The sequence below is a fragment of the Streptomyces sp. NPDC005533 genome, assembly GCF_042871845.1.
Classification (GTDB): Bacteria; Actinomycetota; Actinomycetes; order Streptomycetales; family Streptomycetaceae; genus Streptomyces.
The window spans coordinates 61,441-85,796 of sequence record NZ_JBIAJH010000014.1 but is presented as its reverse complement, the minus strand read 5'-3'; the positions used below and the strand labels follow the sequence as shown (position 1 = coordinate 85,796).

Genomic DNA, 24,356 nt, shown 5'->3' with positions numbered 1-24,356 from the left:
GGAGGTAGGTTCGGAGGGTGACCGAGCACTCCGAGCCCACCGCCGCCGAGCCCACCGGCCGCATCGTCCTGCTGACCACCAGCCACCGGGTCGCCCCGGGCGTGCTGTCCTGGCCGGCGTGGCAGACCCTGCACGCCGCGGACCGGGTGCTGTGCGCCGACCCCGGCCACCCGCAGCTGCCGTACCTGCGGGAGGCGGGCGTCGACGTCTCCTTCGGGACCCTGGACGCGCTCGAGCTGGTCGAGGCCTGCGCGGGCGGCCGCACCGTCGTGCTGCTCCCGAGCGGGGAGGGCGACCAGCGCCTCACCGACGGGCTGGCCCGCCTGGCCGGCTCCGGCCGCGTCTCGATGCCCGACCTGGAGCTGCTCCCCGGCTCGTACGACCTGCCGGGCGCGCGCCTGCTCGACCTGGTCCAGGTGATGGACCGGGTCCGGCGCGAATGCCCGTGGACCTCGCGGCAGACCCACGAGGTCCTGGCCAAGTACGCGATCGAGGAGGCGTACGAGCTCGTCGAGGCCATCGAGGACGGGGACCGGGAGGAGCTGCGCGAGGAGCTCGGGGACGTCCTGCTCCAGGTGGTCTTCCACGCGCGGATCGCCGAGGAGCACGAGGATCCCGACGAGGCGTTCTCCATCGACGACGTGGCCGGGGCGCTCGTGGAGAAGCTGATCCGCCGGCACCCGCACGTCTTCGGTGACGCCGAGGCCGAGACCCCGGAGGACGTGAACGCGCACTGGCAGCGCACCAAGGCGATCGAGAAGCAGCGGGAGTCGGTCACCGACGGGGTCCCGGTGGGCCAGCCCGGTCTGGCGCTCGCGGCCAAGCTCGCGGGCCGTGTCCGCACGGGCGGCGTGCCCGTGGAACTGCCCCGCGGCGAGGGCATCGGGTACGAACTGCTGGCACTGGCGGCGCGCGCCGAGGCGGAGGGGACCGACCCCGAGACCGCGCTCCGTGCGGCGGCCCGCGTCTACCGGGACGCGATCCGCGCCGCCGAGGGCCTGGGCGCGTAGCCCCGGCCCGTACGCCCGGCCGGCGTTCGGTCGTCCCCGTACCTACTCCCCGTACTCCCCGTACTCCCGGGGCGCGCGGGCCGCGGGGTCGTGCCAGTGCGGCGAGGGGCGGTTCAGGAACCACTCGCCGAAGCCGAGCGGGCGGCCCCCGGGACCGTGGCCCTTGCCCGCGACGGGCACGGCGTCGTGGAAGAGGCGGCCGGGGCTGGCGCCCAGTCCCCACAGGAGGTGGACGGTCTCCTCGACGAACTGCGGCGGGCCGCTGAGGTAGACGTCCTGGTCCGGCCACAGCCCGCGGTGGCCGAGCGCCGTCGCGAGCCGGTCCGTGGCCTGGTTGCGGTGCTGGCCGGGGGCGGGCGTGATGTAGGTGACGCCGAGCCAGCGGCAGGAGGCGGCGTACGTGTCGATGAGCGGGCGGTCGTAGAGGTGCGCGCCGTCCCGCGCCACGACGAAGAGCCGTACGTCCTGATCGGGAGGGTGTTCCGCGAGGTCCTCCAGCATCGCCCGGATCGGCGCCCAGCCGGTGCCGGCGGCGATGAGGCTGACGGGACGGCCGGCGCGGCGGAAGGTCAGCTGCCCGCCGGCGGCCCCGAGCCGCAGGACCTCGCCCGGCAGCGTCTCGCCGACCAGTGCGGTGCTGACCCGCCCCTGGTCGATCCGGCTGACGTGGAGGTCGACGGTGCCGTCGGGGCGGGGGGCGTTGCCCAGGGAGTAGGTGCGCCACGTCGCCGGGACCCGCTCGCTGCACACGCTCGTGTACTGGCCCGGGACATAGGGGAAGGGGGCGTGCGGCCGCAGGGTCAGCACCCCGATGTCCTGCCCGTACCGCAGGTGGCGCACGACCTCGGCGTCCCACCAGGGCGGGTCCTCGCTCTCGTCGGCGCCGGCCGTCATCGTGTCGGCGATCACCTGGTAGGCCTCGGCCCAGGCCTTCTCGACCTGCGGGGTCCAGGCCTCTCCGGAGGTCGCGGCGAGTGCGGCGAGGAGGCTGGAGCCCACGGCCACGTAGTGCTCGGGGCGGGCCAGGAACTTGCGGTGGTCGCGCCCGAGGTCGCGGAGATAGGGGAGGAGGCTCTCGTCGTCGAGGTGGGCGATCACGTGGGTGAGCGCGGCGAAGACGCGGTCCCGCTGCCGTTCCATGTCCTCGGAGGAGGCCGGGAAGAGCTCACGGATGCCGGGGTTGTGCCAGAAGAGGTGGGAGTAGAAGAACTTGACCGCGTGCTCGGCCCGTCTCTCCACCACCGCGAAACTGCTTTTCAAGATCCTCACATCCACAAAACCGAAAGTAGGAAGGCCGGGGAAGGTGAGGTCAAGCGATGGCCGATCTACGGACAGCCGCGACGAACGGGCCATATGGGATGGAGGTCCGGCGCCGGGATACGGTCGTGCCGTGCATGAGCAGACCCCCGCAGACCCCGCCGACACCCCTTCTTCCCCCGAGGGCCCGACCCTCTTCGACTGGGAGTTCGCGACCGACCCCTACCCGGCCTACGCCTGGCTGCGCGAGCACTCACCGGTGCACCGCACCAAGCTCCCCAGCGGAGTCGACGCCTGGCTGGTCACCCGGTACGCCGACGCCCGCCAGGCCCTCGCCGACCAGCGGCTGAGCAAGAATCCGGCGCACCACGCGGAGCCCGCGCACGCCAAGGGCAAGACCGGGATCCCGGGGGAGCGCAAGGCGGAGCTGATGACGCACCTGCTCAACATCGACCCGCCGGACCACACCCGGCTGCGGCGTCTGGTGTCGAAGGCGTTCACCCCGCGCCGGGTCGCCGAGTTCACTCCGCGCGTGCAGGCCCTCACCGACCACCTGATCGACGCCTTCGCGGCGAAGGGGGAGGCGGACCTCATCCACGAGTTCGCCTTCCCGCTCCCCATCTACGCCATCTGCGAGATGCTCGGCGTACCGCGCGAGGACCAGGACGACTTCCGCGACTGGGCCGGGATGATGATCCGGCACGGGGGCGGCCCGCGCGGTGGCGTCGCCCGCTCGGTGAAGCAGATGCGCACCTATCTCGGCGAACTCATCCATCGCAAAAGGGATGATCTGGGCAATGACCTCATCTCCGACCTGATCCGGGCGAGCGACCACGGCGACCACCTCAGCGAGGCCGAGGCCACCGCCATGGCCTTCATCCTGCTCTTCGCCGGCTTCGAGACGACCGTGAACCTCATCGGGAACGGGGTCCACTCCCTCTTCATGAACCCCGGCCAGCGCGAGCGCCTCCAGCGCTCCCTCGCCGCCGGCGAGAGCGGCCTGCTGACCACCGGGGTCGAGGAACTCCTGCGCTACGACGGCCCCGTGGAGCTGGCGACGTGGCGGTTCGCCACCGAGCCGCTGACCCTCGGCGGGCGGCGGATCGAGGCCGGGGACCCGGTCCTGGTCGTCCTCGCGGCCGCCGACCGCGACCCCGAGCGGTTCGCGGAACCCGATACCCTCGACCTCTCCCGGACCGACAACCAGCACCTCGGGTACGGGCACGGCATCCACTACTGCCTGGGGGCCCCGCTCGCGCGCCTCGAAGGACAGACGGCGCTCGCGACGCTGCTGACGCGCCTGCCGGATCTGGAACTGGCTGTTCCGCCCCAAGACCTGCGCTGGCGCGGGGGGTTGATCATGCGGGGGCTCCGTACTCTTCCCGTCCGGTTCACGGCTCAAAACACTTGCGCCGCTTCTGATGAAAAGTCAGATCCGGCTTGAACTTGTGACAATCGTTCGAAGGCCGCTAGGTTCTGCCGTTACCCCGCTGTTATGCGAAAGGTGCACCCTCATGCGTTCCGGGAACGGCCGCCACAGACGCCCCCGCCAGGTCCCCGCGCTGGTAGTCACAGCCGGAGTCACTGGCTCCGCGCTGGCTCTGCCGCTGCTAGCCGCCACCAATGCCACCGCTGCCGACACCGCGACCTGGGACAAGGTCGCCGAGTGCGAGAGCGGCGGCTCCTGGAGTGCCAACTCCGGCACCGGCGCGTACGGCGGGCTGCAGTTCACCCAGGAGGAGTGGCAGAACGCCGGCGGACTCGACTTCGCCGAGCGGGCCGACCTCGCGAGCCGGTCCCAGCAGATCGCCGTGGCCGAGCGGGTGCTGGCCTCGCAGGGTCCGCAGGCGTGGCCGCTGTGCGCCACCTCGGCCGGCCTGGAGCAGCAGGGCCCCGCCGCCAAGGTGGATCCCGGTCTGCCCGGCAGCTCCGGCCCGATCGCCCCCTCGCCCTCCCGCCCGGACGACGCCGTGCCGTCCACCACCGGCGGCGAGCCGGCCAAGGACTTCGGCGCCCCGACCCACGCGGCCCCCAGTCCGACCGGCAGCCCCTTCCTGATCCCCGACGCGCCGTCCGTCGGACTGCCCGTCATGCCGGCGCCGGACGCCCCCACGACGCCGCCCGTCGACCCGTCCGCGCCGACGCTCCCCGGCACCCCGGGCACCACGCCGCTGCCGCCCGTCGACCCGACGGCTCCGACCCTCCCGGTGGATCCCTCGGCGCCCACCACCCCGCCCACCACCCCGGGTGCGACCCCGACGGACCCGGCGGCCCCGACCGCCCCGGCGACCCCGGGCGCCACTCCGGGCGCCACTCCGACCGAGGGCAGCGGCAAGCACCGCGGGGCGCCCGCGACCGAGGCGCCCGTCCCGTCTGACGCCGCGTCGACCCCCACGTACACGGTCCAGGAGGGCGACAGCCTGGCGACCATCGCGGTTGCCAAGGGAGTCAAGGGCGGCTGGAACGGCCTCTACGAGGCCAACGAGCAGGTCATCGGCGAGGACGCCAACCTGATCAAGCCCGGCCAGAACCTGGATCTAACCGTGTAATAAGGACACTTCAGGCGCCCGGAAAGAACTGATTGTCGGTTATCTGTAAGTGAGACATGTGTCTCTTCCGGTCAACTGGCGTGTCCCGCCCCGGGGCTTCCGCAAACCCCGCCCTCACCTGCGCAAACGCCCCCGGGAACAGCGCAAGTAGGGACCCCCTCTCCCCGATGTTCCTCGTTGAACATCGGGGAGAGACCTGTCTACCTTCTGAGTCGCCCGCCACCGCGGGCTCCTTCGACCGCATCGCCGAATCCTGCCGGCGGACGGGGGGAACAGTCGTCGCGTCAAGCGCCGAAGGCAGGAGCGGGGGAACCAAGGTAGGCGCCGGGAGCGGCCGTTGAGAGACGGTCACGCCACCGGCTAGGGGTCAAGACGTGCGCTAGGTCGCACGGCCGGGCAACTCACTCGCCCGAACCCGACAGCTCACCTCGTAGGCGTCGGTGAGGAGAAAATCCATGCTGCTTTCCGGCAAGGGCAAGCACCGTCGCGGCTCCAAGGCCGTCCGCATCGTCACGCTCGCCGGTGTCGCCGGTGTGGCCGTCGCCGCCCCCCTGATGGCCGCGGGCACCGCCGGCGCCGCCACCGCGTCCGAGTGGGACAAGGTCGCGCAGTGCGAGTCCGGTGGCAACTGGTCCATCGACACGGGCAACGGCTACTACGGAGGACTGCAGTTCTCGTCCTCCACGTGGGCCGCCTTCGGCGGCAAGTCGTACGCCGCGCAGGCCAACCAGGCCTCGAAGGCCCAGCAGATAGCCGTCGCCGAGAAGGTCCTCAAGGCCCAGGGCAAGGGCGCCTGGCCGAGCTGCGGCAAGGGCCTGTCGAACTCCTCCTCCACCGGTGGCGGTACGGAGGGCTCGACGCAGAACAAGCCGAAGGCCGACGCGAAGAAGACCGAGACGAAGGTCGCCCCGAAGGCCGCGCCGAAGAAGGAGACCAAGCGCTCCGAGGCCCCGACCACCCGCTCCGAGCGCCCCGCGGCCCCCGAGGCCCCGAAGACCGGCAACGGCTCGTACGAGGTCAAGGCCGGCGACACCCTGGGCACCATCGCCGAGGCCAACGGCGTCAAGGGCGGCTGGGAGAAGGTCTTCGAGCTGAACAAGGACATCGTCTCGGACGCCGACCTGATCTTCCCGGGTCAGAAGCTGAAGCTCAGCTGAACACTGCGGCAATAGCCGCAGGAGCGTACGCAACGCACAGCGTTCCCGCCGCCCGGCGCGTCTCCCCCCACGCGCCGGGCGGCGGTGTGCGTGCCGGGTGACGGGCGAGGATGCCGAGACCTATGTCCCGGAAGAGGGGTATTCGGCCCCTTTTTCGTCCCAGGGGTCGGGCGGTCGGCCGGTCGACTGCCCCGGGCCGGTTAGGCTCTAAGCGGCAAGGCCGTCCCACGGCCTGACACGCCACCGCACACCCAGCGTCACATCCCAGAAGGAGATGCTCGTGCCGTCCATCGACGTCGTCGTAGCCCGGGAAATCCTGGACTCCCGAGGCAACCCCACGGTCGAGGTCGAGGTGGGCCTCGACGATGGCAGCACCGGCCGTGCTGCCGTCCCGTCCGGCGCCTCCACCGGTGCATTCGAGGCCATCGAGCTCCGTGACGGTGACCCCAACCGTTACTTCGGCAAGGGTGTCGAGAAGGCCGTCCTCGCCGTCATCGAGCAGATCGGCCCGGAGCTCGTCGGCTACGACGCCACCGAGCAGCGCCTGATCGACCAGGCCATGTTCGACCTGGATGCCACCGACAACAAGGGCTCCCTCGGCGCCAACGCCATCCTCGGCGTCTCCCTCGCCGTCGCGCACGCCGCGTCCGAGGCCTCGGACCTCCCGCTCTTCCGCTACCTCGGCGGTCCGAACGCGCACCTGCTGCCCGTTCCGATGATGAACATCCTCAACGGTGGGTCGCACGCCGACTCCAACGTCGACATCCAGGAGTTCATGATCGCCCCGATCGGCGCGGAGTCCTTCTCCGAGGCGCTGCGTTGGGGTGCCGAGGTCTACCACACCCTCAAGAAGGTCCTGCACACCAAGGGCCTCTCCACCGGTCTGGGCGACGAGGGCGGCTTCGCGCCGAACCTGGAGTCCAACCGCGCCGCGCTCGACCTCATCGTCGAGGCCATCAAGCAGGCCGGCTACACCCCGGGCAAGGACATCGCGCTCGCGCTCGACGTCGCCGCGTCCGAGTTCTACAAGGACGGCAAGTACGAGTTCGAGGGCCAGTCCCGCTCGGCCGCCGAGATGACCGACTACTACGCCGAGCTCGTCGAGGCGTACCCGCTGGTCTCCATCGAGGACCCGCTGTTCGAGGACGACTGGGCCGGCTGGAAGACCATCACCGACCGCCTGGGCACCAAGGTCCAGATCGTCGGCGACGACCTCTTCGTCACCAACCCGGAGCGCCTGGCCCGCGGTATCGAGGAGGGCTCCGCGAACGCCCTGCTCGTGAAGGTGAACCAGATCGGTTCGCTGACCGAGACCCTGGACGCCGTCGAGATGGCCCAGCGCAACGGCTTCAAGTGCATGATGTCGCACCGCTCCGGTGAGACCGAGGACGTCACCATCGCCGACCTCGCCGTCGCCGTGAACTGCGGTCAGATCAAGACCGGCGCCCCGGCCCGCTCGGACCGCGTCGCCAAGTACAACCAGCTGCTGCGCATCGAGGAGATCCTCGACGACGCCGCGGTGTACGCGGGCCGCAGCGCCTTCCCGCGCTTCAAGGGCTAATCACGCTCTTGCCTCCGTACGTCCCCGCACTCGGTCCCGTACCGTGTGCGGGGACGTATTTGCGTAGTGCGCACACAGGGGAGGCGGACCCATGGCCGGGAACCGGGATCGGTTCGCCACCTTCTCCACCGCGACCAGGCTCAAGCAGCTCGGTGAGCGGACCGCCGCCCACGTCTACCGCTCGCAGTCGCGCCGGCAGGTCCGACGCAGCCGCCTCACCGGCCGGGCCGCGCTCCTCGTGCTCGTCCTCTGTACCCTGGTCGTCGCCCTCGCGTATCCGATGCGCCAGTACGTGTCCCAGCGTTCGGAGATCGCGGAGCAGCAGCGGGCCGCCGCCACCGCGCGGGACCGCCTGGAGCGGCTGCGCGACGAGAAGGCGCGCTGGCAGGACGACGCCTACGCGGAGCAGCAGGCGCGCAGGCACCTGCACTTCCTGCGTCCGGGGGAGATCGGCTACATCATGAGCGACCCCGGGGCCCAGCCCCAGGAACCGCACCGGACCGGCCAGGCCGGCTCCGACCGTCCCTGGTACTCGAACGTCTGGGACGGCGTCGACAAGGCCGACCGCCCCGGCGACTGAACAGATCCATCCGTCAGAGAACCGAACGAAGAGACTTCCTCCAGGCATGCAGACGCCCCCGCCCCAGACCGACCGGACCGAGCCGACCGACGCGGACATCGAGGCGTTCGAGCAGCAGCTCGGCCGCCCGCCGCGCGGGCTGCGCGCCATCGCGCACCGCTGCCCCTGCGGGCAGCCGGACGTGGTGGAGACCGCCCCGCGGCTCCCCGACGGCACCCCCTTCCCCACGCTGTACTACCTGACGTGCCCGCGCGCGGCCTCCGCGATCGGCACGCTGGAGGCCAACGGCGTCATGAAGGAGATGCAGGCCCGGCTCGCCGAGGACCCGGAGCTCGCCGCCGCCTACCGGGCCGCGCACGAGGACTACATCCGGCGCCGCGACGCCATCGAGGTGCTCCAGGGGTTCCCGAGCGCCGGCGGGATGCCGGACCGGGTGAAGTGCCTGCACGTGCTGGTCGGTCACTCCCTGGCCGCGGGCCCGGGCGTGAACCCGTTCGGTGACGAGGCCCTGGCGATGCTGCCCGAGTGGTGGGCCAAGGGCGCCTGCGTCACCCCGTGCGGGGAGAAGACGGAAGAGGAGTCCCGGTGACCCGGGTCGCGGCCATCGACTGCGGTACGAACTCCATCCGGCTCCTCGTCGCGGACTGCACGGTGTCCGACAGCGCCTCCGGCGCGGGTGCCACCGGCGAGCTGATCGAGCTGGACCGGCGGATGATCATCGTCCGCCTCGGCCAGGGCGTGGACCGGACCGGGCGCCTCGCCCCGGAGGCGCTGGAGCGCACCTTCGCCGCCTGCCGCGAGTACGCCGCGATCATCGAGGAGCTCGGCGCGGAGCGAGTGCGCTTCGTGGCCACCTCCGCCTCCCGGGACGCCGAGAACCGCGACGTGTTCGTGCAGGGCGTCAAGGACATCCTGGGCGTCGAGCCCGAGGTGATCTCCGGCGACCAGGAGGCCGAGTTCTCCTTCACCGGCGCCACCAAGGAGCTCGTCGCCCACGAGCACCTGGAACGGCCGTTCCTGGTGGTGGACATCGGCGGCGGTTCGACCGAGTTCGTGGTCGGCGAGGACCGCGTGCGCGCCGCCCGCTCGGTGGACGTGGGCTGCGTCCGGATGACCGAGCGCCACCTGGTCGTGGACGGGGTCGTCACCGACCCGCCGTCCCCGGCGCAGGTCGCCGCGATGCGGGCCGACATCGAGGCCGCCCTCGACCTGGCCGCCGAGAGCGTCCCGCTGGCCGAGGCGCGCACCCTGGTGGGCCTGGCCGGCTCGGTGACCACGGTCGCCGGGATCGTCCTCGGCCTGCCGGAGTACATCTCCTCGGAGATCCACCACGCGCGGATCTCCTACGAGCAGGTCCGCGAGGTCAGCGAGCGGATGCTGACCGCGACCCACGCCGAGCGCGCGGCGATCCCCGTGATGCACCCGGGCCGGGTGGACGTGATCGGGGCCGGCGTGCTGGTGCTCCTAGCGATCATGGAAAGGATCGGCGCCACCGAGGTCATCGTCTCCGAGCACGACATCCTCGACGGCATCGCATGGAAGACGGCAGAAGAGGTCGAGGCCGACAGGCGGCATCCCTGACCTGCTGCCCGGCCGAACGGCGGCGCTCCGGTGAGTTCCCCGGAGCGCCGCCGCCGTGTTCTGCGTTCAGACGGTCCGCCCTCGGCGAGGACGGCCGCTGCCTCGCGCGCCCGCAATGCGTTGGTGCAGCGCCAACCTGCCGCAGGTTCACGGGGGATGCTGGGCGCAATCGCCTGGTCGATCGCCTGAACGACCTTCGAACCTGGGGTTGGGGGGTCTTCGGGGCCGTGATCCACATAAAGTTCGTGAAGTTCTTCACAAGGAAAAGGGGCCTGTGGGGCCGACGGATGGGCCATTTGGTCCTCTCCGGAGGCTCCCGGGCCCTTTTTCGCGCGCGTTGGTGTGATCCGCGGACGCTGCGGGTTCCGCGTCAGAGGTATGGACGAACCCCTGTGGTCCAGTCCGCTCCAGGCCTTGGAGGCCAGTTCAGGACGGGTGAACAACGACTCCCGTGACACGGTGGTTCCCGTTGCGCGCCATGACGTCCGTCACGTGGGCGGCGGAGTGTAGCAGAGGCCTTCCGACTCCTTGTGAAGGGGCTCACGAGCGACACCCCTTTGGGTGCTGGATACTCGTTCCATGAGCACCACGGAGCGTCCCAGGATCCTCGTTGTAGGAGGTGGGTACGTAGGCCTGTACGCAGCCAAGCGCATCATGAAGAAGATGCGCTACGGCGAGGCGACCGTCACGGTCGTCGACCCGCGCTCGTACATGACCTACCAGCCCTTCCTCCCTGAAGTGGCCGCAGGCAGCATCTCGCCTCGGCACGTCGTCGTCCCGCTGCGACGCGTGCTGCCCAAGGCAGAGGTTCTCACCGGCCGGGTCACCAGCATCGACCAGGACCGCAAGGTCGCCGTCGTCACGCCGCTCGTCGGCGAGGCGTACGAGCTGCCCTTCGACTACCTGGTGGTCGCGCTCGGCGCCGTCTCCCGCACCTTCCCGATCCCCGGCCTCGCCGAACAGGGCATCGGCATGAAGGGCGTCGAAGAGGGCATCGGCCTGCGCAACCACGTCCTCGAACAGCTCGACAAGGCCGAATCCACGACGGACGAGAACGTCCGCCGCAAGGCCCTCACCTTCGTCTTCGTCGGCGGCGGCTTCGCCGGTGCCGAGACGATCGGCGAGGTCGAGGACATGGCCCGCGACGCCGCGAAGTACTACTCCACGATCAAGCGCGAGGACATGCGCTTCATCCTGGTCGACGCGGCCGACAAGATCCTTCCCGAGGTCGGGCCCAAGCTCGGCACCTGGGGCAAGGAGCACCTCGAGTCCCGCGGCATCGAGATCTACCTCAACACCTCCATGGACTCCTGCGTGGACGGCCACGTGGTGCTGAAGAACGGCCTCGAGGTCGACTCCAACACCATCGTGTGGACCGCCGGCGTCAAGCCCAACCCGGTGCTGGCCCGCTACGGCCTCCCGCTCGGCCCCCGCGGTCACGTCGACGCCCAGCCGACCCTCCAGGTCACGGGCACCGACTACATCTGGACCGCCGGCGACAACGCCCAGGTTCCCGACATGGCCGCCCGCAAGGCCGGCGTCGAGAACGCCTGGTGCCCGCCGAACGCCCAGCACGCGCTGCGCCAGGCCAAGGTCCTCGGCGACAACGTCATCTCGGGCATGCGGGGCTTCCCGCAGGCCGAGTACGCGCACTCCAACAAGGGTGCGGTGGCGGGCCTCGGCCTCCACAAGGGCGTCGCGATGATCGTCATGGGCAAGATGAAGATCAAGCTCAAGGGCCGGCTCGCCTGGTACATGCACCGTGGCTACCACGGCATGGCCATGCCGACCTGGAACCGCAAGATCCGCGTCTTCGCCGACTGGACCCTCGGCATGTTCCTCAAGCGCGAGGTCGTCTCGCTGGGTGCTCTCGAAACTCCCCGCGAGGAGTTCTACGAGGCCGCCAAGCCGGCCCCGGCTCCGGCCGCCACGGCCCAGAAGGCCAAGGCTTCCTGACCCGGCGCCAGCCGGCAGGACCCTGAGCAGTACCTGCACGTCCCCGAAGGGGCCGCCCGCCATCCGTGGTGCGGGCGGCCCCTTCGGCGTACCCGGGGCCCCGGATGGGTAGACCGATGGGTCGGACCTTTTGTGGAGGTGCGCCATGACCGACGCCGCGCCGCGGCTGGCCGCTGTTGCCGAGACACTGCTGGGTGCCCCGCTGCCGGTGCGCGTCCGGGCCTGGGACGGCAGCGAGGCCGGGCCGCCGGGCGGCCCCGTGCTCGTCGTCCACGACCGCCGCGCCCTGCGGCGGGTGCTGTGGAAGCCCGGGGAGCTGGGCCTGGCGCGCGCATGGGTGGCGGGGGAACTGACCGTCGACGGCGACCTGTTCGCCCTCCTGGACCGGGTGGCGGGGGTCCTGTGGGAACGCGTCCGCGACCCCCTGCCCGCCGCCCCCACCGCCCCCGCCGGGACCGCGGGGACGCCCACGGCGGGCCAGGAACCATCCCCCGCGGCCGCCGCCGCGCCGGGTGGCCGTCCGGGTCCCCGGCCGGCCCGCAAGGGCATCGCGGGCCTCCCGCGGCTGCCCCGACTGCCCCGGCTGCCCGACCTGCCGGGGGCCACCTGGCGGGACCCGGCGCACCGGGCGGCCGTACGGGAGCTGATCGCGCTCGCCGGCCCCCTGCCGCCGCCCACGCCCCCCGCCGAGGAGGCGACCCGGCGCGGCGGGACGCGGCACAGCAAAGGGCGCGACCGCCAGGCCATCAGCCACCACTACGACGTCGGAAACGACTTCTACGAGCGGGTGCTCGGCCCCTCGATGGTGTACTCCTGCGCCTACTGGAGCCCCGGCTCCACCCTGGAGCAGGCCCAGCGGGACAAGCTCGACCTGGTGTGCCGCAAGCTCGCCCTGCGGCCCGGCGACCGCCTCCTCGACGTCGGCTGCGGCTGGGGCTCCATGGCGCTGCACGCGGCCCGCGAGTACGGGGTCCGGGTCACCGGGATCACGCTCTCGCGCGAGCAGGCGACGTACGGCCGCAAGCGGGTCGCCGAGGCGGGCCTGGCCGACCTCGTCGAGCTGCGCATCCAGGACTACCGGGACGTCAGGGACGGCCCCTACGACGCGATTTCCTCCATCGGGATGGCCGAACACGTCGGATCCGACCGCTACCGGGAGTACGCCCGCACCCTGCACGCCCTGCTGCGCCCCGGCGGGCGGCTGCTGAACCACCAGATCGCCCGCCCGCCGGAGTCCGACGAGGAGGCGTACCGCATCGACGAGTTCATCGACGCCTACGTCTTCCCCGACGGCGAGCTCTCCCCGCTCGGCACCACCGTCGGCGAGCTGGAACGGGCCGGCTTCGAGGTCCGCGACGTGGAGGCGCTGCGCGAGCACTACGCGCTGACCCTGCGGGCCTGGGTGGCGGGGCTCCAGGAGCACTGGGACGAGGCGGTCCGGCTGACCTCGCCGGGCCGGGCCCGGGTCTGGCAGCTCTACATGGCGGCCTCCGCCCTCGGCTTCGAGCACGGCAGGCTCGGCGTCAACCAGGTCCTCGCGGTCAAGTCGGCGGCGGACGGCGACTCGGGCCTGCCGCTGCGGCTGCGCACCTGGGGGGTGGCGGGAACCCCGTAGCGGAAACGTATGTGCACAACGGGCAGGGCCCCGGGGCGTGTTGCCCCGGGGCCCTGTCTCGGTGTCGTTCCGTGTCCCGCTCCCGCTACTCGGTCTTGATGGCCGTCAGCATGTTCAGGCGGGCGGCGCTGCGGGCCGGCCACATGGCGGCCAGGACGCCGACCACGGCGGCCAGCAGGAGGAAGATGCCGATCCGGTCCCACGGGAGGACCAGCTCGTAGTTCGGCATGGCCTTCGCGAGGGTGGTGCCGACCGCCCAGGCGAGGAAGACGCCGATGGCGACACCCAGGACCGCGCCGAAGAGCGAGATCACCACGGCCTCCAGGCGGATCATGTTCTTCACCCGGCTGCGGTCGAGGCCGATCGCCCGGAGCATGCCGATCTCCTGGGTCCGCTCGAAGACGGACATCGCCAGGGTGTTGACCACACCGAGCACCGAGATGATCAGCGCCATGCCGAGCAGGCCGTACATGACGTTCAGCATCGTGTTGATCACGCCGCCCATCTCGTTGCGCATGTCCTGCTGGGTGGCGACGGTGATGGCCGGGTTCTTGCCGAGGGCGTCGACGACCTTCTGCTGGCCGGCCGCGGAGGCTCCGCCGTCGACGTTGACGTACACCTCAGGGGTGTACTGCTCCTCGGTGTGGGCGCTGAGGATCTTGTTGTCGATGACGTACGGGGAGAGCAGGCCCTCCAGGTCCGCGTAGACCGCGCCGACCTTCAGGGTGCTCTGCTCGCCGTCGTCGAACTGGACCCGGAGCGTGGAGCCGACGGCCAGGTTCGCCTTCTTGGCGGTCTTCTCGGCGACCGCCAGCTCGCCCTTGCCGAGGGCGTCCAGCGACCCGCTGACGACCTCGATGTTGAGCATCTGTTCGATGGCGCCGGGGGTGACACCGGAGGTCGCGCGGAAGTCCTCGCCGATCTTGAGGAGGCCCGCCGTCTGCGGGGAGACCGCCTTGATGCCGGGAGCCTTGGCCAGGGTCTCGGCCACCGACTTGTCCAGGCTGCCCATGTCGCCCGCCATGGAGACCCGGTAGTCCGCCTTGAGCTTCTCGGTGCTCATGCGGTCGACGACCTTGCCGACGGTGATGCCGAGCACGGACAGGGTGGTGACCAGGGTCAGGCCGATCGCCAGGGAGGCGGCGGTGACGGCGGTGCGGCGCGGGTTGCGGACGGCGTTCTGCGCGGCCAGCTTGCCGGGAACCCCGAACACCTTCTGGAGCAGGGGGCGGACCGCCGAGATGACCGGCTTCGAGAGCAGCGGCAGCAGCACGATCAGGCCGATGAGCATGAAGAACGCGCCCGCACCCATGATCATGCGGCCGGTGGAGCCGCCCTTGTCCACGCCCAGCAGGACCAGGCCGACGGCGAGGACGCCGATGACGGAGCCGATGACGTTGCGCACGAGGAGGGACTTCGCCGAAGCCGGCAGGTGGGCGCTGCCCATGGCGGCGACGGGGGCGATCCGGCCGGTGCGCCAGGCGGGCAGCAGCGCGGCCAGCGTGGTGACCAGGACGCCGATGACCAGGGCCGCGATGATCGTGCCCGGGGCGACCACGAGGTCGCCGCCCGGCAGCTTGGCGCCGAAGGAGCCGATCAGGGAGCGCATGCCGATCGCCAGGCCGAGGCCGCTGAGCAGGCCGATGGCGGCGGACACGGCGCCGACGACCAGGGCCTCGGCGAGGACCGAGCGCACGACCTGGCCGCGGTTCGCGCCGACGGCGCGCAGCAGGGCCAGCTCCTTGGTGCGCTGGGTGACCAGCATGGTGAAGGTGTTGTAGATCAGGAAGACCCCGACGAAGAGCGAGATGCCGGCGAACACGAGCAGCATGGTGCTCATGTTGCTCAGGCCCTTCTCGATCTGCTCGGCCTGCTCCTTGGCGAGTGCCGCGCCGGTCTGCGCCTTGGTGTGCTTGTCGTCGAGCAGCGGCTTGATCTCGGCGAGCAGCTGGTCGGCGGGGACGCCGGCCTTGGCGGCCACCGACAGCTCCTGGAAGTAGCCGGGCTTGAGGTAGAGCTCCTGGGCGACCTTGGTGTCGAACAGCACGAGGCTGCCGCCGGCCTGGACGGCGCCGTCCTCGGTGGTGAAGACGCCGGCGAGGGAGTACTCCTTGACCGGGCCGTTGGTGGCGACGCGGACCTTGTCGCCGACGTGGTAGCCGCCCGCGTCCGCGGTGGCCCGGTCGAGCGCGATCTCCTCGGCCTTGGCCGGGCCGGCGCCCTGGACGAAGGCGTAGTGCGGGTCCTTGCCGTCCTTGGCGGGGGCGTAGTTGGAGCCCTTGTTGGACCAGCCGGCGCCGATCAGCTTGCCGTTCTCGTCGCCCACGCCGGCGAAGCCGGAGACGCGGCCGGAGACGGACTCGACCCCGCCGAGGGCCCTGACCTTGTCGAGGGTCTGCTGGCTGAGGCCGGGCTCGCCCTCCCGCTCGCCGTTCTCGCCGCGGCCCTGGCCGTACGAGGTGACGGAGACGGCCACGCCTTCGTAGCTCTTGGCGGACTGGCCGGAGAGGGACTTCTTGAGGGTGTCGGTGAAGACGAGGGTGCCGGAGACGAAGGCGACGCCGAGGGTGACGGCGAGGACCGTCATCAGCAGCCGGGCCTTGTGCGCGAGGACGTTGCGCAGGGCGGTACGGAACATGGGGGATCTCAGTCCTGGGGCTGGGGTCTGGAGGAGGGCGCGGGGAGGGAGATCCCGGTCAGCTGGTGCGGCCCTTGGCGTCGAACGCCTTCATGCGGTCGAGCACGCCGTCGGCGGTGGGCCCGTACATCTCGTCGACGATCCGGCCGTCGGCCAGGAAGATGACGCGGTCCGCGTAGGAGGCGGCCACCGGGTCGTGGGTGACCATCACGACGGTCTGGCCGAGCTCGCGCACCGAGTTGCGCAGGAAGCCGAGGACCTCGGCGCCGGAGCGGGAGTCGAGGTTTCCGGTGGGCTCGTCACCGAAGATGATCTCGGGGCGGGAGGCCAGGGCGCGGGCCACGGCCACGCGCTGCTGCTGGCCGCCGGAGAGCTGGGTGGGGCGGTGGCTCAGCCGGCCGGTGAGGCCGACCATGCTGATCACGTTGTCCAGCCACTGCTGGTCGGGCTTGCGGCCGGCGATGTCCATGGGGAGCGTGATGTTCTCCAGGGCCGTCAACGTCGGCAGCAGGTTGAAGGCCTGGAAGATGAAGCCGATCTTGTCCCGGCGCAGCTGGGTGAGCTGCTTGTCCTTGAGGGCGCCGAGCTCGGTCTCGCCTATGCGGACGGAGCCGGCGGAGAAGGTGTCCAGGCCGGCGACGCAGTGCATCAGCGTGGACTTGCCGGAGCCCGAGGGGCCCATGATCGCGGTGAACTGCCCCTGCCCGAAGTCCACCGAGACGTTGTCCAGGGCGACCACCTGGGTCTCGCCCTGGCCGTACACCTTGGAGAGGCCGGTGGCGCGGGCGGCCACGGCCTGGGTGGTGTGCGGGGCGTAGTTCATGGTGGTCACAGGACGGCTCCTCGATCTGCGGTGCGGGGACGTTCCCATCCTCGCCGCGCGCACCCCCGCTCCGGATCAGCCGTCGAGCTTGTTTCCCGGCCCACTGGAGTCTGACAAGGAGCGTCGCGCCTCCTCCTCTGGTATGACAGGAGCCCTGATCCGCGGGGCGGTGGCCCGGGGTGGCGGGGAGGGTGGCGCGCGGGGTGGCGCGGCCGTCGAAATCCCGTCAATCCCGTACAGGTGGTGAGCGGCGTCCCGAACGGGCCGACCGTGCATTCTCGGGCCTGACGAACCCTCAAGCGCCAATAAAATCAGACAACATCGGGTTGACGGCCGGTCAGCGGCGACGGCGTTACGGATAGGCTCGGATCAAGCGTCGAAGGCTTTTTCCACGGGGGCCGCCACGCCCTGCCCGGATGGTGGAATGCAGACACGGCGAGCTTAAACCTCGCTGGCCTTCGGGCCGTGCCGGTTCAAGTCCGGCTCCGGGCACTCCGCAGTTCTCGCGAGGCCCGCTCTTTATCTCCTGCGCTTCGCCCTGCCTTCTCCTAAGATCCTCCTCCAGCAGTAGGGTGCTTTCTTTGCGAGCGCATTACTCTTGTTGCAAGGCCGCGCTCGGCGGCCACGGAGGAGTGAGATGAGGAGCAGTAACCCGGTCTTCTCGCGACGGGGGTTCAGCCGCGACAACGGTGGCCACGCGGGCTTTGCGACGCCGCAGCACCAGCAGGCCGGGACCAACCCGTACGCGACGAACCCGTACGCGACCGACCCGACCACGGGGATGCCGCAGGCACCGGCGCGCGCCGACGCGATGACCATGGACGACGTCGTGAGCCGTACGGCCATGACGCTCGGCACGCTCATCGTCACGGCGACCCTTTCCTGGGTGCTGCTGCCGGTCGACCCGGCCAACCTCGGCAAGTCGTACGCCATCGGCTTCGCCGCGGCCCTGGTCGCCTTCATCCTGGTGATCGTTCAGTCCTTCAAGCGCAAGGCCGTCCCCGGCCTGATCCTCGGCTACGCGGCGTTCGAGGGTGTCTTCCTCGGGGTCATCAGCGCCGCCGTCAGCACCTACCTCAGCCCCGGCGTGGTCATCCAGGCCGTCATGGGCACGATGTGCGTCTTCGCCGCCGTGCTCCTCGGGTACAAGATGGGCTGGATCCGCGTCACGCGCCGTTTCTACGGCTTCGTGATGGCTGCGACCCTCGGCTTCGTCCTCCTGATGCTCACGAACACGCTGTTCGCGGTCTTCGGCGGCGGTGACGGCCTCGGCTTCCGTACCGGCGGCCTCGGCCTGCTGTTCGGTGCCATCGGCGTCATCCTGGGCGCGTGCTTCCTCGCCCTGGACTTCAAGCAGGTCGAGGACGGCATCGCCTACGGCGCCCCGCGCGACGAGGCCTGGCTGGCGGCCCTCGGACTCACCGTCACCCTGGCGTGGATCTACGTGGAGATGCTGCGCATCTTCTCGATCCTCTCGGGCGACGACTAGCAGGACCCGCAGGCCACCTCGGCCTGCGGCGCGGTACACGGCATGGGGAAGGCCCCGCGAGCACACCGCTCGCGGGGCCTTCCCGCGTCCGGGGAACGGGGGTCGGGGGAGGGGGTCAGCCGAACCGGCGCGCTGCTCTGCGCAGGTCGTACTCGTGGATGATCGCCTTGGCCTGACCGTACGACAGCTCGTGCGCGCCGCGGAGCCAGCTGACCTTCTCCTCGAACCGGACGAGTGAGGGGCCCTCGTCGACGGTGCGGAGCCAGTCGGAGACCTCACGACCGGTGGTCTGGGGGATTCTGTCGATCATGTTGCGGTGTGTCTGTTCGGAGAACTCTACGGACATGGGCGCCTCCGGAGGTATCGCCGTGCTGTTCTCTTCACGCCACCGTGCCGGAGAGTTCGCCCGTTGGCAATGGTGCCCGGGCGGCGCGTAAGGTCGGCCGGGTGCTTGATACTTCGCCCCTGACCGCCGTCGTGGAACGTTTCGCCGACCGGCTGCGGGCCGCGCCGCAGAGCCGCCTGCAGCAGGGAGCCGCCGCCGTGGCCCTGGAACTGGCCCGCGAGCTCTCCGTACGGGCGCAGCGGCTGGAGACCCCCGAACGGGCGCCGCGGGAGCTGCCGGACGCCGGCCTGTTCGTCGTCGGGGACCAGGTGGCCGTGGCCGGGCTGGACCTCGCCGAGGCGCTGCGCGCCGCGACGGCCGGCCCGGACGGCGCGACGGCCCCGTCCGAGGTGCTGGACGAGGCCGTGGGGCTGGTGGAGCAGGCGGAGATCAGAGCGATGCGATGACGCGGTCCGCGAGGATGTAGACGTTGCTGTCGGGGTCCTCGGAGTCACCGCAGGAGAAGGTCAGCGCGTAGGCGCCGGAGATGCCCGAGCCGCCCAGCAGGACCGGGGCGGTGCCCGAACGCAGGGCCTCGGCGAGGCGCTCGGCGGTCTCCCGGTGCCCGGGGGTCATGCACAGCGTCGTGCCGTCGGTGAAGACGTACACGTCGAGCGTGCCCAGCGGGCCGGGGCGGACGTCGGCGAGGGCCGTACGGGCCTCCGCGAGCTCCTCCAGGCGGCTCACGGTGCGCTCGTGGTCGGCGCCGGGGTGCGAGGCCTGGACCGGTACGAAGTCGGGGTGCGAGGGGTGGCGCCGGCGGGCGGCGGCCAGCTCGGCCGAGTCCTCGGGGTAGCCGGGGAGCTCGTCGAGGACCTCCTCGCCCAGGACGGGCTCCAGACCCACCATGTCGGCCTGCCGGGGCAGGAAGACGGGGCTGTCCTCGCCGAGCCCGGCCAGGCCGCCCAGCAGCGACGGGGCGTCGGCGGCGTCGCGGGCCTCCTGCGCGGCCCAGAAGGCGCGCGCCTCGGCCAGCTCCCGCTCGCGCTCCTCGGCCAGGGCCTCGGCCACGGCGGCTCGTATCTCGGCGGCGGGGGACTCCACGGCGCCGCGGGCGTGCGGGACGGTCGCACCGCGGTGCCGGACCGGCGCCGCCAGCTCGGTGCGCAGGGCGGTGACCTGCTTGCGCAGACCGTGGACGGCGTGCAGCGCAGCAGCGCCCACGGCCGCGGCGGCGGCAGTGGTCAGCAGCAGGGCAAGAGACATGGCGCTCACTGACTAACTCCTGAGGTGATTCGATCCCCCGACTTCCTACATCAGAGTGTCCCGACCTGGGAATGGCGTGCAGTGCATTACGTCACGAATTGGACAGGGCTTTGGTCACACCGGCGCCCCCTGAACCGCTGCTGACCTGCACAAATGCCGATCCCCCAGGAGATAGGTCACATCCTGGGGGAGATTCGGTCACAGGTAGGCCGCGACGGGGTTGGATCCGGGGCCGGTACGCCGCAAGGGATCCGGCGGGATCCCTTGCGGCGCCTGGGCACCCGACGTGATCCAATTAGCTCAGGCGCTCGATGACCATGGCCATGCCCTGGCCGCCGCCGACGCACATCGTCTCGAGACCGAACTGCTTGTCGTGGAACTGCAGGCCGTTGATCAGAGTGCCGGTGATGCGGGCACCGGTCATCCCGAAGGGGTGACCGACGGCGATGGCCCCGCCGTTGACGTTCAGCTTGTCGAGGGGGATCTCCAGGTCCCGGTACGACGGGATGACCTGGGCCGCGAAGGCCTCGTTGATCTCGAACAGGTCGATGTCGCCGACCGTCAGGCCGGCCCGCTTCAGGGCCTGCTTCGACGCCTCGACCGGGCCCAGGCCCATGATCTCGGGGGAGAGGGCCGTGACGCCGGTGGAGACGATCCGGGCCAGCGGGGTCAGACCCAGCTCGCGGGCCTTGGTGTCGCTCATGATGACCAGCGCCGCGGCGCCGTCGTTGAGCGGGCAGCAGTTGCCGGCCGTGACCAGGCCGTCGGGGCGGAAGACGGGCTTGAGGCCCTGCACGCCTTCCAGGGTCACGCCGGCGCGCGGGCCGTCGTCGGTCGAGACGACCGTGCCGTCCGGGGTGGTGACCGGGGTGATCTCACGGGCCCAGAAGCCGTTCTTGATGGCCTCTTCGGCGAGGTTCTGCGAGCGCACGCCGAACTCGTCCATGTCCTGGCGGGTCACGCCCTTGAGGCGGGCCAGGTTCTCCGCGGTCTGCCCCATCGAGATGTAGGCGTCCGGGATCAGGCCGTCCTCGCGCGGGTCGTGCCAGGAGGAGCCCTCGCTCTGCGCGACGGCGGCCGTACGGGCCTCCGCGTCGGCGAAGAGCGGGTTGTGCGTGTCCGGCAGGCCGTCCGAGGAGCCCTTCGCGAACCGGGAGACCGTCTCGACGCCCGCGGAGATGAAGACGTCGCCCTCGCCGGCCTTGATGGCGTGCAGCGCCATGCGGGAGGTCTGGAGCGAGGAGGAACAGTAGCGGGTGATCGTGGTGCCCGGCAGGTAGTCCATGCCCATCTGCACGGCCACGATGCGGGCCAGGTTGTGACCCTGCTCGCCGCCGGGCAGGCCGCAGCCGAGCATCAGGTCGTCGATCTGGCGCGGGTCCAGCTCGGGGATCTTGGCGAGCGCGGCCTGGATGATCGTCGCGGTGAGGTCGTCCGGGCGGACGTCCTTGAGGGACCCCTTGCCGGCGCGCCCGATGGGAGAGCGGGCGGTGGAAACGATGACGGCTTCGGGCATCGGGACTCCAAGGGGTGCGTCGTTGCGGGACCGCATGCGAAGTTACCGCCCCGTACGGTCGAGGTCACCGGGGTGGGAGTGTGATGCCGGTCGCTCCCGCGCGGGTGCGGTCCCTCGGGCGGGGCCCGCAGGTCGAGATGTGCGGCGCCGCTGCTGGGGCCCTGCCCCGGACCCCGCGCCGCAAAACGCCGCCGGGGCGGGGAGAGCGAACCCGGCCCCGCGCCTCAGGCGCGGGGGGCTGAGAGGGCGCGAGGTCGGGGCGGCCGGTGCGGGCGGTCAGGCCGGGCCGGAGACCCCGGCGGCGGTACCCGTGCCGGAGCCGGGCGCGGGGGTCGGGTCCTCGCCCGGTACCCGGCGGCGGCGCCGGTGCTTGAGGAGGACCCACGGACCGCGGGCGGCCGTGACCTCCGTGCCCGCCTGGTCCGCCGCGGCGGACGCTGCCTTCGCCACCGGGAGCATGTCCTCGTCGCGGGACACGTCCAGCCGGTCCGACTCCGGCCACAGGCCGAGCGCCGCGCACAGCGTCGGCAGCACGGCCATGGCGGCGGTCGCGTACCCCTCCGCCGAAGGGTGGTAGGAGTCCGGGCCGAACATCTCGCGCGGGTTCGCGGCGAACTCCGGGCCCAGCAGGTCGCCCATGGAGACCGTACGGGCACCCAGCGCGACCACTCCTATGGTCTGCGCGGCGGCCAGCTGCCGCGAGACCCGCCGGGCCATCCAGCGCAGCGGCTGGTACACCGGCTCGATCGTGCCCAGGTCGGGGCAGGTGCCCACGACGACCTCGGCGCCCGCCATCCGCAGCCGCCGCACGGCCGAGGTCAGGCAGCGCACGGACTGCGTCGGCGGCATCCGGCGCGTCACGTCGTTCGCCCCGATCATGATCACGCAGACGTCCGGGGCGGGGGTCTCGTCGTTCAGCAGCAGCCCCACCTGCCGGTCCAGATCGTCCGACATGGCCCCCGACAGGGCCACGTTGCGCAGCTCCACCGGGCGCTCGGCCACCGCCGCCAGCCCGGACGCCAGCAGGGCCGCCGGCGTCTGCCGGGCCCGCCGTACGCCGAGTCCCGCGGCCGTGGAATCGCCCAGCATGCCCAGACGCAGCGGTCCCGGGCTCTGTTCCGGGCCGCCGAACTCGCTGCCGTACAGCCCGTCGGCGCGCGGCGGATCGCCCAGACCGGTGCCCACCGTGCGCTTGGCGAACTGCACCTCGGCCAGCACCAGACCCACCGCGGCGGCCCCGACCAGTCCGAGTCCGCCTCCGCCGTACGCTGCCCCCGCCGCGATCCGGCGGGCCGTTCTCGCCCTGGACACCCTTCAGGCCACCTCCTCGGTCCTCATTGATCCCTACCTGCCCCGTACGCACGGTCGGCCAATCCCTTTACGCATACTCTGGCCAGACCTCCCGGAGAACCCGTGGAGTCCCCTCCTTGGAGAACATGGTGCAATTCCACGACTCGATGATCAGCCTCGTCGGCAACACCCCGCTGGTGAAGCTCAACCGTGTGACCGAAGGCCTGCAGGCCACCGTCCTTGCGAAGGTCGAGTACTTCAATCCCGGTGGATCCGTGAAGGACCGGATCGCCGTACGGATGATCGAGGCCGCCGAGCAGAGCGGAGCCCTCAAGCCCGGCGGCACCATCGTGGAGCCGACCAGCGGCAACACGGGTGTAGGACTCGCCATCGTGGCCCAGCAGAAGGGCTACAAGTGCATCTTCGTCTGCCCTGACAAGGTGTCCATGGACAAGATCAACGTGATGCGCGCGTACGGCGCCGAGGTCGTGGTCTGCCCGACCGCCGTCGACCCCGAGCACCCGGACTCGTACTACAACGTGTCCGACCGCCTCGCGCGCGAGCCCGGCGCCTGGAAGCCCGACCAGTACAGCAACCCGAACAACCCCCGTTCGCACTACGAGACCACCGGTCCCGAGCTGTGGGAGCAGACGGACGGGAAGATCACCCACTTCGTCGCGGGCGTCGGCACGGGCGGCACGATCTCCGGTACCGGCAACTACCTCAAGGAGGTGTCCGGCGGCAAGGTCAAGGTCATCGGCGCCGACCCCGAGGGCTCGGTCTACTCCGGCGGCTCGGGCCGGCCGTACCTGGTCGAGGGCGTCGGCGAGGACTTCTGGCCGACCGCCTACGACCCGAACGTCACCGACGAGATCATCGCGGTGTCGGACAAGGACTCCTTCCAGATGACCCGCCGCCTCGCCAAGGAGGAGGGCCTGCTCGTCGGCGGCTCCTGCGGCATGGCGGTCGTCGCGGCGCTGAAGGCCGCCGAGGGGCTCGGCCCGGACGACGTGGTCGTCGTCCTGCTGCCCGACAGCGGCCGCGGCTACCTCAGCAAGATCTTCAGCGACGAGTGGATGGCGGGACACGGCTTCCTGGAGGAGGCCGGCCCCGCCGCGCGCATCGGTGACGTGCTGAACGACAAGGAGGGCGGCATCCCCTCCCTCGTCCACATGCACCCCGAGGAGACCGTCGGCGAGGCCATCGAGGTCCTGCGGGAGTACGGCGTCTCGCAGATGCCGATCGTCAAGCCGGGCGCCGGTCACCCGGACGTGATGGCCGCCGAGGTCATCGGCTCCGTGGTCGAGAAGGAGCTGCTGGCGGCGCTGTTCGCGCAGCGGGCCTCCCTGACCGACCCGCTGGAGAAGCACATGAGCTCCCCGCTGCCGCAGGTCGGCTCCGGCGAGCCGGTGTCCGAGCTGATGGCGGTGCTCGGCGAGGCGGACGCGGCGATCGTGCTCGTCGAGGGCAAGCCCACCGGTGTGGTGAGCCGTCAGGACCTGCTGGCCTTCCTGGCCAAGTCGCCCAAGTAGCCCGTACGGGCCGCGCGTGGCCTTCGTGCAAACGGTACGGGCACGACACGTGACGGCAGCACCGGCTTAACACGGCTGGGGCACAGTGGTGGTCGTCGGCAGGGAAGACCGGGAGACCGGAGCCCGGCCGGCACCACCGAACGGCGTACGCGCACCTCCGGAGCGGCTCCCGGACCGCGCGGACGTCACGGACGCGGACGGCCCTGACCCG

The 24,356-nt window shown here is 71.2% G+C and carries 20 protein-coding genes, 1 tRNA gene and 1 riboswitch; of the genes, 14 read left to right on the top strand and 7 right to left on the bottom strand.

Features of this window, described 5'->3' with window-relative positions; all coding sequences use genetic code 11:
* The first annotated feature begins 17 nt into the window (after nt 1-17).
* Entirely contained in the window at nt 18-1,010 is a 993-nt protein-coding gene (locus ACFYP3_RS16735; protein ID WP_388832388.1) for a nucleoside triphosphate pyrophosphohydrolase, read from the top strand.
* A 42-nt stretch (nt 1,011-1,052) separates the two neighbouring features.
* Here ACFYP3_RS16735 and ACFYP3_RS16730 read toward each other — a convergent pair whose 3' ends face one another.
* Nucleotides 1,053-2,279, bottom strand: a complete 1,227-nt coding sequence (locus ACFYP3_RS16730; protein WP_388832385.1) for a globin domain-containing protein — start codon at nt 2,277-2,279, stop codon at nt 1,053-1,055.
* Between the two features lie 121 nt (nt 2,280-2,400).
* Here ACFYP3_RS16730 and ACFYP3_RS16725 point away from each other — a divergent pair, with 121 nt between their 5' ends.
* From ACFYP3_RS16725 to ACFYP3_RS16685, 9 genes are all read left to right on the top strand, one after another.
* Nucleotides 2,401-3,711, top strand: a complete 1,311-nt coding sequence (locus tag ACFYP3_RS16725; protein WP_388832382.1) for a cytochrome P450 — start codon at nt 2,401-2,403, stop codon at nt 3,709-3,711.
* Between the two features lie 70 nt (nt 3,712-3,781).
* Complete coding sequence (locus ACFYP3_RS16720) at nt 3,782-4,816, top strand: transglycosylase family protein (RefSeq protein ID WP_388832379.1); 1,035 nt, start codon at nt 3,782-3,784, stop codon at nt 4,814-4,816.
* Between the two features lie 279 nt (nt 4,817-5,095).
* A riboswitch (cyclic di-AMP (ydaO/yuaA leader) is annotated at nt 5,096-5,268 on the top strand.
* A 3-nt stretch (nt 5,269-5,271) separates the two neighbouring features.
* On the top strand, nt 5,272-5,973 hold the full coding sequence (locus ACFYP3_RS16715; RefSeq protein WP_388832376.1) for a transglycosylase family protein: 702 nt from the start codon (nt 5,272-5,274) through the stop codon (nt 5,971-5,973).
* 274 nt (nt 5,974-6,247) lie between these two features.
* Nucleotides 6,248-7,534, top strand: coding sequence for a phosphopyruvate hydratase (gene eno / locus ACFYP3_RS16710; protein ID WP_266787795.1), 1,287 nt, complete (start codon nt 6,248-6,250; stop codon nt 7,532-7,534).
* 91 nt (nt 7,535-7,625) lie between these two features.
* Complete coding sequence (locus ACFYP3_RS16705) at nt 7,626-8,114, top strand: septum formation initiator family protein (protein ID WP_388832372.1); 489 nt, start codon at nt 7,626-7,628, stop codon at nt 8,112-8,114.
* 46 nt (nt 8,115-8,160) lie between these two features.
* Entirely contained in the window at nt 8,161-8,703 is a 543-nt protein-coding gene (locus ACFYP3_RS16700; protein WP_388832370.1) for a DUF501 domain-containing protein, read from the top strand.
* Nucleotides 8,700-9,695, top strand: a complete 996-nt coding sequence (locus ACFYP3_RS16695; protein WP_388832367.1) for an exopolyphosphatase — start codon at nt 8,700-8,702, stop codon at nt 9,693-9,695. Before ACFYP3_RS16700 ends, ACFYP3_RS16695 begins: the two co-directional genes overlap by 4 nt.
* A gap of 579 nt (nt 9,696-10,274) precedes the next feature.
* On the top strand, nt 10,275-11,651 hold the full coding sequence (locus ACFYP3_RS16690) for an NAD(P)/FAD-dependent oxidoreductase (RefSeq protein ID WP_388832364.1): 1,377 nt from the start codon (nt 10,275-10,277) through the stop codon (nt 11,649-11,651).
* Between the two features lie 145 nt (nt 11,652-11,796).
* Nucleotides 11,797-13,266, top strand: a complete 1,470-nt coding sequence (locus ACFYP3_RS16685; protein ID WP_388832361.1) for a class I SAM-dependent methyltransferase — start codon at nt 11,797-11,799, stop codon at nt 13,264-13,266.
* 85 nt (nt 13,267-13,351) lie between these two features.
* Here ACFYP3_RS16685 and ACFYP3_RS16680 read toward each other — a convergent pair whose 3' ends face one another.
* Together ACFYP3_RS16680 and ACFYP3_RS16675 are read right to left on the bottom strand one after the other, a co-directional pair.
* Nucleotides 13,352-15,904: an ABC transporter permease gene (locus tag ACFYP3_RS16680; protein WP_388832358.1), complete on the bottom strand. Its 2,553-nt coding sequence runs from the start codon at nt 15,902-15,904 to the stop codon at nt 13,352-13,354.
* Between the two features lie 58 nt (nt 15,905-15,962).
* Nucleotides 15,963-16,727 (bottom strand): ABC transporter ATP-binding protein, encoded by a 765-nt coding sequence (locus tag ACFYP3_RS16675; RefSeq protein WP_388832639.1) that lies wholly within the window; start codon nt 16,725-16,727, stop codon nt 15,963-15,965.
* 410 nt (nt 16,728-17,137) lie between these two features.
* Between ACFYP3_RS16675 and ACFYP3_RS16670 the strand changes: the two genes are divergently transcribed.
* Nucleotides 17,138-17,219: transfer RNA gene (locus ACFYP3_RS16670), tRNA-Leu, on the top strand.
* A gap of 145 nt (nt 17,220-17,364) precedes the next feature.
* Nucleotides 17,365-18,216: a Bax inhibitor-1/YccA family protein gene (locus ACFYP3_RS16665; protein ID WP_388832355.1), complete on the top strand. Its 852-nt coding sequence runs from the start codon at nt 17,365-17,367 to the stop codon at nt 18,214-18,216.
* Between the two features lie 115 nt (nt 18,217-18,331).
* On the opposite strand, the gene ACFYP3_RS16660 is transcribed toward ACFYP3_RS16665, so the two are convergent.
* Nucleotides 18,332-18,562 (bottom strand): DUF4287 domain-containing protein, encoded by a 231-nt coding sequence (locus ACFYP3_RS16660; protein ID WP_030716449.1) that lies wholly within the window; start codon nt 18,560-18,562, stop codon nt 18,332-18,334.
* A 101-nt stretch (nt 18,563-18,663) separates the two neighbouring features.
* Between ACFYP3_RS16660 and ACFYP3_RS16655 the strand changes: the two genes are divergently transcribed.
* Nucleotides 18,664-19,008 carry a hypothetical protein gene (locus ACFYP3_RS16655; RefSeq protein WP_388832352.1) on the top strand — a complete coding sequence of 115 codons (345 nt, stop codon included), beginning with the start codon at nt 18,664-18,666 and terminating at the stop codon, nt 19,006-19,008.
* Here the strand turns inward: ACFYP3_RS16655 and ACFYP3_RS16650 are convergent.
* The 3 genes from ACFYP3_RS16650 to ACFYP3_RS16640 form a co-directional block, all read right to left on the bottom strand.
* Nucleotides 18,992-19,807, bottom strand: coding sequence for a hypothetical protein (locus ACFYP3_RS16650; protein ID WP_388832636.1), 816 nt, complete (start codon nt 19,805-19,807; stop codon nt 18,992-18,994). The genes ACFYP3_RS16655 and ACFYP3_RS16650 overlap by 17 nt on opposite strands.
* Before the next feature lie 295 nt (nt 19,808-20,102).
* Nucleotides 20,103-21,323 carry an acetyl-CoA C-acetyltransferase gene (locus ACFYP3_RS16645; RefSeq protein ID WP_388832349.1) on the bottom strand — a complete coding sequence of 407 codons (1,221 nt, stop codon included), beginning with the start codon at nt 21,321-21,323 and terminating at the stop codon, nt 20,103-20,105.
* Between the two features lie 276 nt (nt 21,324-21,599).
* Nucleotides 21,600-22,634, bottom strand: a complete 1,035-nt coding sequence (locus ACFYP3_RS16640) for an SGNH/GDSL hydrolase family protein (protein ID WP_388832346.1) — start codon at nt 22,632-22,634, stop codon at nt 21,600-21,602.
* 128 nt (nt 22,635-22,762) lie between these two features.
* On the opposite strand from ACFYP3_RS16640, the gene ACFYP3_RS16635 reads away from it, so the two are divergent.
* Entirely contained in the window at nt 22,763-24,145 is a 1,383-nt protein-coding gene (locus ACFYP3_RS16635) for a cystathionine beta-synthase (protein WP_030659799.1), read from the top strand.
* Nucleotides 24,146-24,356: the final 211 nt, after the last annotated feature.